The sequence below is a fragment of the Aestuariibaculum suncheonense genome (assembly GCF_014596935.1).
In the GTDB taxonomy this organism is placed as follows: Bacteria; Bacteroidota; Bacteroidia; order Flavobacteriales; family Flavobacteriaceae; genus Aestuariibaculum; species Aestuariibaculum suncheonense.
Genome location: NZ_JACVXC010000002.1, coordinates 196,062 through 210,183, shown reverse-complemented (window position 1 = coordinate 210,183; position 14,122 = coordinate 196,062). Strand labels below are relative to the sequence as shown.

The following is a 14,122-nucleotide window of genomic DNA, read 5'->3' as shown; positions in this document are numbered from 1 at the left end:
TATGAAAATTTTAAAATCAACTTTAATCGCAACGACCCTTTTAATGGGAATTAGTTGTAAAACTTCAAATAACCATAAAGCGCAAGAAACAGGTCTTCGAGATGCATATAAGAACAGTTTTCATGTAGGGACTGCATTGAATAGGGATGATATTTTACAAACAGATTCTTTGCGTAGCGCACTAATAGGAAAGGAATTTAGCAGTATTACAGCAGAAAATATTATGAAATCCATGTTTATGCATCCTGAAAAGGATGTGTATCAGTTTGATATGTCTGATAAATACGTTGAATTTGGGGAAAAAAATAACATGTTTATTCATGGGCATACACTTATTTGGCACAGCCAGCTGGCGCCTTGGATGAGAAGTATTTCAGACAGTACAGAAATGGCTCAAGCCATGGAAAGTCATATAAAAACTATTGTTGAAAAATACAAGGGAAGAATAAATTCTTGGGATGTTGTTAACGAAGCTTTAAATGAAGATGGAACTTTGAGAAACTCGGCTTTTTATAAGACTATAGGTAGTGAATATTTAGCTATGGCTTTTAAATGGGCGGCAGAAACAGATCCAAATACAGATTTATATTACAATGATTATAACCTAACCAATAAAGCTAAAAGAGCTGGAGCAGTAAAATTAGTAAAGGATATTCAAAGCAAAGGAATTAAAATTGATGGCGTAGGAATGCAGGGGCACTGGCATATAGATAGTCCTTCTATTGAAGAAATAGAAGAAAGTATTTTAGATTACGCAAATTTAGGTGTTAAAGTGGCTATTACAGAGTTAGATGTGAGTGTATTGCCAAATCCATGGAATTTGGTTGGAGCAGAAATCAGCCAAAATTTTGAAAATAATAAAAAATTAAACCCATACCCAGAAGCGTTACCTGATTCTATGCAGGTGAAATTGGCTAAACGTTATAGCGATATTTTTAAAGTATTCTTAAAGCATCAAGACAAAATAAGTCGAGTTACTTTTTGGGGAACTAGCGATAAAGAATCATGGCTTAACGATTTTCCTGTGCGAGGCAGAACGAATTATCCATTACTTTTTGATCGAGAATTAAAGCCTAAAGCCGCCTACGATAGTATTCTGGCTTTAAAGAAATAATTTATACAACCAACTAAACAAACATGAATAATACCACACAAACCTTATCTGTTAAAGAGAAGATAGGATATAGTTTAGGAGATTTAGCAGCAAATCTTGTTTTTCAAACCATACTGACATATTTAGCTTATTTCTACACCGATATCTATGGGCTTGAAGCAAACCATGCTTCAGCAATTATGTTAACGGTTGGTTTAATTGCTGCTTTTGGATTTAACCCAATAATAGGAGCAATTGCCGATCGAACAACCTCACGATGGGGGAAATTTAGACCATGGATTTTATGGACAAGTATTCCTTTAGGGGTAGTTGCTTTATTAGCATTTACTACGCCTGATTTTGAATATAAAGGAAAAGTAATTTATGCTGCAGTAACCTATACATTATTATTGTTATTGTATGCCGCAAATAATTTACCATATTCCGCTTTAAGTGGCGTAATAACGGGTGATATGGGAGATAGAAATAGTTTATCTGCCTATAGATTCGTTGCGGTAATGTTTGCTCAGTTTTTTGTTCAGGTATTTATGTTACCCATAATAGAAACAGCCGGAGGAGGAGATAAGGCTTTAGGGATTGAAATTGTAATGACCTGGTTAGCAGTTATAGGAACCGTTATGTTATTAATTACATTTTTAACTACTAGAGAACGCATTATTCCTAAACCAGAACAAAAATCTAGTTTAATTGAAGATTTAGGTGATCTTTTTAAAAATAAGCCATGGGTGATTATTTTAGTTGTAACCACATTGGTGTTTATTACCTTGGCTATGAAAGGTGGTTCTTATGTTTATTATTTTGAGAATTATATAGATAAGGAAGCGCTTACTGAATTTATTCAGCCGTTGCTTGAAAGTTTGTCTGGAATAGGGATAAATTTTTTCGGTGAAAATCCGGTTTCAGCCGGCTTTGGATTATTCAATGCTGGAGGGATTATTTTTATGATTTTGGGAATATCATTATCTAAAAAATTTGCCGATAAATATGGAAAACGCGACGTTTTTAAAATAGCTCTATTCATTTCGACGCTATTCATATTAATTTTCTATTTCTTTTCACCAACCTCTGTCGTTTTAATTTTTACCGCTCAAGTTTGTCACGGGTTCTTTTATGGATTAACCATACCTCTCCTATGGGCTATGATAGCCGACGTAGCTGATTATTCAGAGTGGAAAAATAATCGCAGAGCAACCGCCATTATTTTTTCAGCAATGATGGTAGGTCTAAAAGGGGGCTTAAGTATAGGTAGTGCTTTGGTAACTTATTTTTTAGGTGTCTATGGTTATGTAACTAAAGAAAACACATTGGCAGCAGACTTTATAAGTCAGCCAGAAACAGCTATAGAAGGAACTAAATTACTAGTAAGTATTTATCCTTCCATTCCATTCTTTTTATGTGTAGCGTTATTGATGTTTTATGAAATTAATAAGAAAATGGAAGTTGAGATAGAAACCGAATTAAAGGAAAGAAGAACAGATAATAAATAATAAAATAAAGTATAATGCCAGAAAAGAGTATTGAACAAATTGATTTAAATCAATTGATAGAAAAGGCGATTTCCAAACCTTTGGTATCGCACATTTATACGGCAGATCCATCGGCGCATGTATTTAACGATAAAATTTATATTTATCCATCTCATGATATCGATGCAGGAATTCCATTTAACGATAATGGAGACCATTTTGGAATGGAAGATTATCATGTAATTTCCATGGATTCCATAGAAAGTGAAGCCGTAGATAATGGACTAGCGTTGCATGTCAATGATGTGCCGTGGGCTAAAAAACAAATGTGGGCACCCGATGCAGCGCATAAAGATGGTAAATATTACTTGTTTTTTCCAGCAAAAAATAAGGAAGATATTTTCCAAATAGGTGTTGCTGTAGGGCATTCTCCAATTGGCCCATTTATACCACAACCTAAACCAATAAATGGTAGTTATAGTATCGATCCTGCCATATTTGAAGATGAGGATGGTAGTTACTATTTGTATTTTGGAGGAATTTGGGGAGGTCAACTTCAAAATTATCGGGATAATATTTATAGCTGTAATAATGACTTACCCAAAAAGGAAGAACCTGCTTTAGGACCTATTGTTGCAAAAATGACAGATGATATGTTGGAATTTTGTGAGACACCAAAAGAGATTCTTATTTTAGATGAAAGCGGAAGCCCTTTATTGGAAGGAGACAACGATAGAAGATTTTTTGAAGCTTCATGGGTTCACAAGTATAACAATAAGTATTACTTTTCATATTCAACTGGTGATACGCACTTTATTTGTTATGCCATTGGAGATAGTCCTTATGGGCCTTTTACCTATAAGGGAAGAATATTAGAGCCTGTAATCGGTTGGACCTCCCATCACTCAATTTGTCAAGTAGAAGGGAAGTGGTACCTGTTTTATCATGACTCAAGTTTATCAAACGGGGTGACCCATTTGAGATCTATAAAAGTTAATGAGATTATTCATGACGAGAACGGTTTGATACAAACTCTAAGTCCTTATGGGAAGTAATTTGAAAGAATCCGGGAACATTTTTAGAGTCACAAAACTAATAAGTAATCCCATTTTTTCAATTAAAAAAACAACCGATTGTTTTTTTTGTAAAATAATTTCGCAATCGGTTGTTATTAAGGTTCTTCTTTCATATATTTGTTTGTGTTACACCTTTTTAATTACTCTTAGTATCATCTAATAAATAAAACCAATTAAACCAACTAATTCAATTAAACTTATGAGAACAAAACTTTTTAAAAACACTTTTACTGGTTAGCGCTAAGTTAAACAGGAAACATTACATTGTGTAATTGTTGATTGTAAAACAAGGTCTATTGAGCTAGCTAGTTTTTTTTCTGTATATTTTTATTATAGTCATTCAATATTATCAGAATTAACTCTGATGATAAATCTATTTTACTTTTTATTCACCGTTTGGTCATTTCATTGAGTGTATAGACTTGATTTAATGAGGCTATATTTAGTATTTATTAAGCACTAAAACAGAAGATGTATCTAGATAAAGTTCTAAATCAAAAAAAAATTAATAATGTCAAAATAATAACATGAAAATACAATTATTAAAAATTCCACGACAGTATATATGTGTGGTATTAGGTGTTTTATTTCAGTCTTTATTATCGATGCCATCATACGCCAGTATAGTACCAACTGGTTTTGATGAGATTGATCTTCCTTCACAGGGAATAACCATTAAAGGAACCGTGGTTTCAGCAGAAGACAATATTCCTATACCGGGTGTTAATGTCTTGGTCAAGGGCGCGAAAATTGGGGCTGTTACTGACTTTGACGGGGAATATAGTATTGATGTTCCTTCTGAAGAATCCATTCTCGTTTTCAGTTTTATGGGATATAAAACCATAGAAATGAAAGTAGGAGATAAAAAAGAAATTGATATCAATTTAGTGGCCGACCAAACTGCTTTAGAAGAAGTTGTGGTTGTAGGGTACGGAAAGCAAAAAAAAGTTAGTGTAATTGCCGCTATAGCAGAAGTCTCTGGAGAGACTTTAGAACGTGCGGGTGGAGTTTCCAATATTGGAGCCGCTTTAACCGGTAATACTCCTGGGGTTATAACAACGGCCAGTACAGGTATGCCAGGAGAGGAAGATCCGCAAATATTTATTCGTGGCCGAAGTACATGGAATAATACCTCTCCGCTTATATTAGTAGACGGAGTAGAACGTTCAATGAATAGTGTTGAAATTAGTTCTGTAGAATCAATTTCTGTATTAAAAGATGCATCAGCCACAGCGGTTTACGGGGTTAGAGGAGCTAATGGGGTAATACTGATAACCACCAAGCGAGGACGTGTAGGTAAAGCTTTAATTAGAGCAAGGGTGAATTCAACCATGAAAGTACCATCTCAACTTCCCGGTAAGTACGATGCCTATGATGCTTTGTTAGTAAAAAATGATGCTATCGAGAATGAACTATCATTAAAACCAGAAGCTTGGAATGATTATTTGCCTTTGGGCATCATAGATAAATACCGAAATCCGGCTAATTTAGAAGAAGCTGAGCGTTATCCAAACGTAGATTGGGCAGATATTTTATTTAAAGACTTCACCATGTCTTACAATGCCAGTCTGAATGTAAGCGGAGGAACTGAGAAGGTAGCTTATTTTGCCGGTGCAGATTTTCTTCGGGAAGGAGATTTGTTTAAGGACTACGATAACGGTCGTGGCTATGATCCTGGTTATGGATTTAATCGTTTAAATGTGCGATCTAATTTAGACTTTACGATTACGCCTACAACCAAATTTAGAGTGAATTTATCGGGTTCTCATGGTGTAATGAAAAATCCATGGGGAGCTAGTGGATCAGAATACACTATGTGGGATGCTGCATATTCAACAGCGGCAGATGTATTTTTACCTAGATATTCTGATGGTTCATGGGGGTATTATGCTCCTAACGAAGGAAAAGCTTCAAATTCCGTTAGAAATTTAGCTATAAGCGGAATTCAATATAGAACAACAACAAAGCTAACGACAGATTTTACCTTGGATCAAGATTTAAACATGATCTTAAAAGGGTTAAATTTTAAAGGAACCATAGCTTTAGATAATACGTTTTCAGAAGGTGATCGTGGAGTGAACGATTTGTATAATGATATTCTACAAAAATGGATTGATCCGGTAACAGGTTTAGCGACTTATAAACAGACTTTTGATTCTAACAACAGATTTGATTTTCAAGAAGGGGTTAAATGGTCTGCGACCGGTGGAAATGTGCAGGACTGGGCTTCGTACAGACGACTTTTCTATCAAATGCAATTAAACTATAATGTTAATATAGATAAGCACGCTATAACGGCAATGGGACTTTTTAATAGAAATGAATATGCCACCGGTAGTCAAATACCTAATTATCGTGAAGATTGGGCCTTTCGTGCGACTTATGGTTATGCCAATAAATACTTATTAGAATATAATGGTGCTTATAATGGTTCGGAAAAATTTAGTAAAGAGAACCGTTTTGCCTTCTTCTCCTCAGGAGGAATTGGATGGGTGATATCTAATGAGAAATTCATGGAGTCTTTAAATTTTGTAGACTTATTTAAGTTAAGAGCTAATTATGGAGAAATAGGAGATGATAATATTTGGGGGCGTTTCTTGTATTTAACACAATGGGGCTATGGTGGAAATTCTACGCTTGGTGTTACAGGAGAAACCGCTGAGTCAAGTCCTTATACTTGGTATACCGAAAATGCAGTTGGGAACCCTGACGTGCACTGGGAAGTAGTACAAAAAACAAACTTTGGATTAGATTTTGGATTTTTTGACGGACTTGTAAGTGGAAAGGTAGATTATTTTAAAGACAGAAGAAGTGATATTTTAATTTCGGGAGATCGTAGAGCTATACCAAGCTATTATGGAACGCAAGCTCCAGTAGCCAATCTAGGTAAAGTTGAAAATAAAGGTTACGAAATAGAAATTAATTTAAATCATAGGTTTCAAAATGGATTGACTTTATGGTCTAATATTAATTTCACTCACTCAAAAGACAAGGTGCTCTTTGCAGACGATCCTAGTTTATTACCGGAATATCAGAAGCAAGAAGGAAAACAAATAGGACAGGCTTATTCGTATGTGTCACACGGGTATTATAATACCTGGGATGAAGTTTATGCCAGTACTATTCATAATACTAATGATGATCAAAAACTACCAGGGAATTATAACCTTTTAGATTTTAATGCTGATGGTATTATAGATACTTACGATAATATACCATATGGCTTCTCTGGAAACCCTCAGAACACATTTAATGCCACATTAGGATTCAATTGGAAAGGCTTTAGCGGATTTGTTCAGTTTTACGGTGTTAACAATGTGTCAAGACAAGTGGTATTAAACAGTTTAACCTCTCAAAATCACGTGGTTTATGAGGTGGATAGTTACTGGTCTAAAGATAATTTTAACGGAGCAGTTCCAATACCTAGATGGCTTTCAACTCCGGCAGGGTATAATACAGCCAATCGTTTCTTTTATGACGGATCGTATACGAGACTAAAAAATGCAGAAATAGCCTATACGTTTAATAGCGATACAGGATTAGCAAAGTCAATAGGAGTAAAAGATATCAAGTTCTATTTGAACGGAAATAACCTGTATTTATGGTCAAAAATGCCTGATGATCGCGAATCTAATTTTGCTGGTACAGGTTGGGCATCTCAAGGAGCTTATCCAACAGCAAAGCGTTTCAATTTAGGAATTAATGTAACATTTTAAATGCGAAGTATAATGAAAACTTATATCAATAAAATTTTAAGATACAGTTTAATATTGAGCCTTTCAATGTATGCTGTGTCATGTGAAGATTACCTTGATAAATCAGAAGAAACTAACATTTCAGAGGAAGAAGCGTTTAAAAATTTCATAAACTTTCAAGGTTTTACAGAGGAATTATACCAATGTATTCCTGATTTCACCAACAGATATTGGACCAATTCATGGAATTGGGGAGAAGATGAAATACAATCCACAGCAAGAGATTTTCATTTTGGAGTGAAAATAGATAACGGAGACTTTTGGGGATGGCAGGATGAACATGATGGTTGGGGTGCTGGCTGGATGAATGCGTCAAATGCCAATAGAAGCAATGATCGTTTTGCTAAGGATTTATGGAAGAATGGTTGGTATGGAATAAGAAAGGCCAATATTGGTTTAGCCAATATTGATAAAATGATTGAAGGAACCCAAGAAGAAAAAGATTTGGTAAAAGGACAATTATTGTTTTTCAGAGCGTGGTTTCATTTTCAGTTCATTCAATATTTTGGAGGTTTACCTTATATCGATGAAGTATTACCTAGTGATCAGGTGTTAACTAATCCAAGGTTAAGTTATCATGAATGTGCAGAGAAAATTGGTAAAGATTTAAGAGAAGCGGCCAATTTATTACCAATAGACTGGGACGATACAGCACCTGGAAAAAATACTTTAGGTAAAAATGGTTTACGTATCAATAAGGTTATGGCTTTAGGATATTTGGGAAAAAATTACTTATGGGCAGGAAGTCCTCTGATGAATAAAGAATCTACAGGAAGTACAACCTATAATACAGATTTTTGTAAAAGAGCTGCTGATGCTTTTGGAGAGTTGTTAAGTATTACAGAAGGAGGGCAATCAAAATACGCATTATTACCTTTTGAAAAATACAGTGATAATTTTTATACTACAGGTCAAAACTGGCAAATTCCAGGTGGCACAGAAGCTATTTTTAGAGGGCCTTATTGGGGGGCTCACGGTTCTAGTTGGGGTACAGCTAAACAGTATCAACCTGCTCCGGTAATAGCAGATGGAGATGTTAAGTTTCTCCCGACAGCAAACTATGTTGATAATTACGGAATGGCTAATGGATTGCCAATAGAAGATATAACAATGCCTGATGCGGAGTCTGGTTATAATCCTGAATATCCTTGGAGAGATCGTGATCCCCGTTTTTATAATGACATTGTTTATGATGGTGTAAAGTGTGTGCAAGGATCAATGCCTGCAGAGGTAGTTCAGGATAGATATGCAAACCTGTTTTCGGGAGGAAGTTATAGAAATATTAGTACAGGAAGTAGAACAGGATATTTATTATACAAGTTTATTCCTATTAATGCTAATAAATATGATTTAGGATATGATTGGGGGTATAATTTGAATATCCATGTGCCTTGGATGCGTTTGTCAGATGTTTACTTAATGTACGCCGAAGCTGCGGCAGTCGCTTATGGAGGTGCCAATGGAAGTTCTGCTAATTATGGAAAAACAGCAGTTGATGCTGTTAATGTAGTTCGCGATCGAGCAGGCGTAGGGCATGTAGCTGCCAAGTTCTTAACTTCAGTAGACACATTTATGGAAGAATTAAGACGAGAAAGAGCAGTAGAATTGGCTTTTGAAAGACATAGGTTTAATGATCTTCGTCGATGGTTATTACTAATAGAAAAGCCTTATACTTTGAAAAAATCTATCGAGTTTGACAGAGCAGGAAGTTTTGATACCGAAGATCCAACGAATAATAGAGTCCTTAACATTAGAGAGGAAGTGATTCTTGAACGCAATTTTAGTGAAAAACACTATTGGTTACCTCTTAAAAATGCGGATGTGAATATGTATTTGGAATTCCCTCAGAATCCAGGTTGGTAGTTAATTCCTTAATGTTAAAATTATAATACAAACTAAAAATGAGATATATACAACTAAAAATAGTATTATGTTTTGTACTTATGGCTTTCTGTTCGCCTAGATTGTTTGCTCAAAGCTTACAGAAAACCAATCTGCAAGGAATAGTTACAGGACAAGACGGTCGTCCGCTTTTTGGAGCAAGCTTAATAAGTTTGCAAGATGCTGGTATAGGAACTTCTACCGACATAGAAGGGAATTTTTCAATAGAAGTTGAAGAGAATTCAAACATACTCGTTTCAGCTCTAGGCTACAAAACTCAAACCATAATGACAACTTCTCAAGAAGTTATAAAAATTAATTTGGAGGTTGACCAAAGTGAAGACGAGGTTCAGGTAGCATTTCGTAAGGTAAAAAGTAAAGATTTATTGGGAGGTATTTCCTATGTTAATATGCCTGAATTGGTAGAGCAAAACTATACAACCTATAGTTTAGATGGTCTAAGAGCCTTTGTGGGAGGTTATAACGGAAGTATTTGGGGAAATGGAGGCGCTTTAGTTCTTGTTGATGGTGTTCCTAGGAATGCAGGTACAGTATTACCTATAGAAATCGATCAAGTTACTTTTCTTAAAGGGGCTTCTGCTGTTGCACTTTATGGAAGTCGAGCGGCTAAAGGTGTCATTTACATTACAACCAAAAAAGGACAGGTACAAAAACAGGAAATTAAAGTTCGTGTAGACGGAGGAATGTTTACACCTAAAAGATATCCTAAGTATCTGGGATCTGCCGAATATATGTATTATTACAATCAGGCACGACAAAATGATGGTTTAGATGATTTATATAGTTACGAGACCATGTACAATTATGCATCAGGCAACAGTCCTTACAGGTATGCTGATGTTGATTATTTCTCTTCAGATTATATAAAGGACTATTTTACTAGATATGATGCGAATTTAGAAATTACAGGAGGTAATGAAATAGCAAAATATTACACAGCCGTAAATTTTGAACACACTAATGATTTGTTAGATTTCGGAGAAGGTAAAAAGAATAAAACAGAGCGTTTTAATGTAAGAGGAAATATAGATTTAAGAATTAATGAGATTATTTCTGCTAATGTTGGTGTTAATGCCATTTATTACAACGGAAGAGGAGTTAATACAAATTATTGGGGAAGTGCAGCAACCTTAAGACCTTATAGATTTACTCCTTTATTACCAATTGACTTGATTGAGCAGGGAGATATTGCTTCAGAAACTTATGTAAATAATAGTAACTATGTTATTGATGGGAAGTTTTTATTGGGAGGAACTCAATTAGATCAAACAAATCCTTTTGCAGCTATTTATGCAGGAGGTTATAACACCTATACAAACAGACAGTTTCAGTTTAATACAGGGGTTAATGCAGATTTAAAAAGTATTTTAGAAGGTCTGGAGTTTAAAGCCATTTTTGCAGTAGATTATGAGACTTCTTATAATCAGTCGTATAATAATAATTATGCAGTATATGAGCCAAGTTGGAATACCTATGCCGGCTTCGATCAAATAACTAGTCTTACTAAATATGGTGAAGATTCTAAATCAGGAATTCAAAATATTAGTAATAGTGCCTACAATCAAACGGTAACCTTTTCTGGCCAGTTTGACTATAACAAGACATTCAATAATGAAAGCAAATTGTCAGCAATGCTGATAGCTACTGGATTTCAACAATCTCAATCCGAGGTTTATCATCGAATTAGCAATGCTAACTTAGCATTACAGGTGGGTTATAATTATAAAGATAAGTTATATTTCGATTTTAAAGAAGCTGTTGTACACTCGGCTAGGTTTGCTGAAGGAGAACGTACGGCTACGTCGCCAACATTGTCTATGGCTTGGCGATTAAGTGAAGAAAATTTTATGAAGGATAGTTCAGTATTTGATGATTTAAAACTATCTGTTTCAGGAGGTATTTTGCATACAGATCTTGATGTTAATGGTTACTATTTATATGAGAGTATATATTCTCAAACAGATGGGGCCTGGTTTAGTTGGAGAGATGGTGCTTTAACCAGAACAACAGATTCAAGAAGAGGAGAAAATTTAGATCTTACATTTATTAAAAAGAAAGAATTCAATGTAGGATTAGATGCTTCTTTATTCAAAAAGTCAATTAATTTTAAAGGTTCATTCTTTATAAATAAAATGGAAGGGAATGTTATTCAGGCCTCAGTTTTATATCCAAACTACTTTACTACAGGTTGGCCAAATTCGTCATTTATTCCTTATGTAAATTATAACGATGATAAACGTGTAGGTTTTGATTTCGATTTAAAATTTAATAAAAAGATAGGATCGATGGATTGGACTTTAGGGGTCGCTGGTTTATACTATGATACTAAAGCGACTAAAAGAGCAGAAATGTTTGAAGACGATTATCAATTCAGACAAGATAAACCTTTAGATGCTATTTGGGGACTTCAAAATGATGGATTCTTTCAAGATGCTTCAGATATAGCAAACTCACCGGCTCAAAGTTTTGGACAAGTTCAGCCTGGAGATATAAAATATAAAGATCAAAATGGTGATGGTATTATAAATGCACAGGATGAAGTGTTTTTAGGAAAAGCAGGATGGAGTGGATCACCATTTACCTTCGGAATTAATTTAACAGCCAAATGGAAAAACTTAACATTCTTTGCTTTGGCTACCGGACAAACCGGAGCATATGCTATGAAGAACAACTCTTACTTCTGGGTAGATGCTGAAGATAAATATTCAGAAGTTGTTAGAAATAGCTGGACTGAAGAAACAGCAGCTACTGCCACTTATCCAAGATTAACCACAGGAGTGAGCAATAACAATTTTAGATCGTCTGATTTCTGGATGTATAAAACCGATCGTATCGATTTAGCTAAAGTTCAGGTATCTTATAATTTTCCAAAGAAAATGTTTGAAACCTCTTTTATACGTGAACTAGGCGTGTATGCAAGTGGAGCCAATCTAGTAACGTTCTCACGCCATAGAGATATTATGGAATTAAACGTAGGAAGTGCTCCTCAAACCAGATTTTATAATTTAGGTATTAAGGCATTATTTTAAATTAAAGCATTAAGTGATATGAACAAAAAATTATTAATTCTTTTATCAATAGTAATTATTTTTAGTAGTTGCGACGACCTTATAGAACCAGCTATAGAAAATAATAGAGGATTAGAAGAAATGTATGCCGAAGCTGAATTTGCACAAGGAATTCTGTTAAATGGCTATACCAGGTTACCAAACAGCAATTGGTCCTTTAATGATGTAGCGACCGATGATGCAGTTACAAACGATGATAATAGTGGCTATTTAAGAATAGCTACAGGAGAATGGACATCGATCTTTAATCCAATGGATCAATGGACCAATTGTAAATCAGCAATACAATACCTTAATATTTTTCTAGAAGAAGTAGATAAGGTTACCTGGGCTAGAGATGAAAATGCCAGTGAACTTTTTAGACAACGATTAAAAGGAGAAGCTTATGGATTACGTGCTTTGTTTATGTATTATTTGTTACAGGCACATTCAGGAGTGTCGGTAGACGGACAAATGCTGGGAGTACCATTAGTTTTAGAATCAGAGGGAGCAAGTTCAGATTTTAATATCCCTAGAAATACTTTCGAGCAATGTATGCAACAGCTGTATAACGATGTGGATAATGCGGTACAATTATTACCATTGGATTTTGAAGAAGCAACTTCTTTACCGTCAGGATATGAGGATTATACTTTAGATGATTACAATAGAGTTTTTGGGTTTTACGCCAAACAACGTATGACAGCCAGAATAGCTCAAGTTGTAAAGGCACAGGCGGCTTTGTTAGCGGCAAGTCCAGCCTATAGTAGTGCAAATACAACGACATGGGAAGATGCGGCAATGTATGCAGGAAATGTATTGGTTTTAAATGGAGGGGTGTCTGGTTTAGCCTCTAACGGATTAACATGGTATACCAATGTTGCTGAGATGAATGATTTAGGATCTGGAAATAATCCTGCTGAAATTATTTGGAGAACAGATATAGGCGATAGTAACAATTTAGAGGCCGATAATTTCCCTCCTACTATTTACGGTCGTGGTCGTATAAACCCTACACAAAATTTGGTTGATGCCTTTCCAATGGCAAATGGGTATCCAATATCACATCCAGGAAGTGGATATGATGCGTCGAACCCTTATCAAAATAGAGATCCTCGTTTGAAACTTTATATTTTGGTAAATGGAGATGCCGCGGGAGTAAACAATACACAAATTAACACCGCTGCCGATGGTAATACCAATGATGGGTTAAACAAAGTTGAAACTTCAACACGTACTGGGTATTATTTAAAGAAGTTACTGAGACAAGATGTTAACTTAAATCCAACTTCTCAAACGTCTCAAAGACATTACAAACCAAGAATGAGATATACCGAATTATATCTAAATTATGCCGAAGCAGCTAATGAAGCTTGGGGGCCAACTGGAACAGGTTCTTTCGGTTTCTCTGCCTATGATGTTATAGCAGCAATAAGAAAGAGAGCAGGGATTTCTCATCCAGAGATGGATTCTGATGTCTATCTGGAATCCGTTAAAAATGATAAGGCATTAATGCGAGAATTAATTAGAAACGAACGTCGTTTAGAGTTGTGCTTTGAAGGCTATCGTTTTTGGGACTTACGCAGATGGAAATCTAATTTAAACGAAACCGCAAAAGGGGTTAAAATAGAATCAGGAACATATGAAACTATAAATGTTGAAAATCGAGTTTATAGCGATTATATGAATTATGGCCCTATTCCGTATAGTGAAATTTTAAAGTTTAATGCTTTAAAACAAAACCAGGGTTGGTAGAATGTTG

General features: G+C 35.1%; 7 protein-coding genes. All 7 read left to right on the top strand.

Annotated features, from left to right (window positions below):
- Position 1: 1 nt before the first annotated feature.
- The 7 genes from ICJ84_RS06605 to ICJ84_RS06575 all read left to right on the top strand — a co-directional run bounded on the left by ICJ84_RS06605 (position 2) and on the right by ICJ84_RS06575 (position 14,115).
- Entirely contained in the window at positions 2 to 1,114 is a 1,113-nt protein-coding gene (locus tag ICJ84_RS06605; RefSeq protein ID WP_188215590.1) for an endo-1,4-beta-xylanase, read from the top strand.
- A gap of 23 nt (positions 1,115 to 1,137) precedes the next feature.
- Complete coding sequence (locus ICJ84_RS06600) at positions 1,138 to 2,601, top strand: MFS transporter (protein WP_188215589.1); 1,464 nt, start codon at positions 1,138 to 1,140, stop codon at positions 2,599 to 2,601.
- Between the two features lie 14 nt (positions 2,602 to 2,615).
- Positions 2,616 to 3,635 (top strand): glycoside hydrolase family 43 protein, encoded by a 1,020-nt coding sequence (locus ICJ84_RS06595; RefSeq protein ID WP_188215588.1) that lies wholly within the window; start codon positions 2,616 to 2,618, stop codon positions 3,633 to 3,635.
- Between the two features lie 548 nt (positions 3,636 to 4,183).
- The gene (locus tag ICJ84_RS06590; RefSeq protein WP_188215587.1) at positions 4,184 to 7,372 is read left to right on the top strand and encodes a SusC/RagA family TonB-linked outer membrane protein; all 3,189 of its coding nucleotides are present in this window, start codon (positions 4,184 to 4,186) and stop codon (positions 7,370 to 7,372) included.
- A 12-nt stretch (positions 7,373 to 7,384) separates the two neighbouring features.
- Positions 7,385 to 9,274: a RagB/SusD family nutrient uptake outer membrane protein gene (locus ICJ84_RS06585; protein WP_188215586.1), complete on the top strand. Its 1,890-nt coding sequence runs from the start codon at positions 7,385 to 7,387 to the stop codon at positions 9,272 to 9,274.
- Positions 9,275 to 9,312: 38 nt separating this feature from the next.
- Positions 9,313 to 12,342, top strand: coding sequence for a SusC/RagA family TonB-linked outer membrane protein (locus ICJ84_RS06580; protein WP_188215585.1), 3,030 nt, complete (start codon positions 9,313 to 9,315; stop codon positions 12,340 to 12,342).
- Between the two features lie 18 nt (positions 12,343 to 12,360).
- Positions 12,361 to 14,115, top strand: coding sequence for a RagB/SusD family nutrient uptake outer membrane protein (locus tag ICJ84_RS06575; protein ID WP_188215584.1), 1,755 nt, complete (start codon positions 12,361 to 12,363; stop codon positions 14,113 to 14,115).
- The last annotated feature ends 7 nt before the right edge of the window (positions 14,116 to 14,122 follow it).

Coding starts and splice junctions, on each gene's coding strand:
- ICJ84_RS06575 (WP_188215584.1), top strand. CDS start 12,361: ATGAACAAAAAATTATTAATTCTTTTATCAATAGTAATTATTTTTAGT.
- ICJ84_RS06580 (WP_188215585.1), top strand. CDS start 9,313: ATGAGATATATACAACTAAAAATAGTATTATGTTTTGTACTTATGGCT.
- ICJ84_RS06600 (WP_188215589.1), top strand. CDS start 1,138: ATGAATAATACCACACAAACCTTATCTGTTAAAGAGAAGATAGGATAT.
- ICJ84_RS06595 (WP_188215588.1), top strand. CDS start 2,616: ATGCCAGAAAAGAGTATTGAACAAATTGATTTAAATCAATTGATAGAA.
- ICJ84_RS06590 (WP_188215587.1), top strand. CDS start 4,184: ATGAAAATACAATTATTAAAAATTCCACGACAGTATATATGTGTGGTA.
- ICJ84_RS06605 (WP_188215590.1), top strand. CDS start 2: ATGAAAATTTTAAAATCAACTTTAATCGCAACGACCCTTTTAATGGGA.
- ICJ84_RS06585 (WP_188215586.1), top strand. CDS start 7,385: ATGAAAACTTATATCAATAAAATTTTAAGATACAGTTTAATATTGAGC.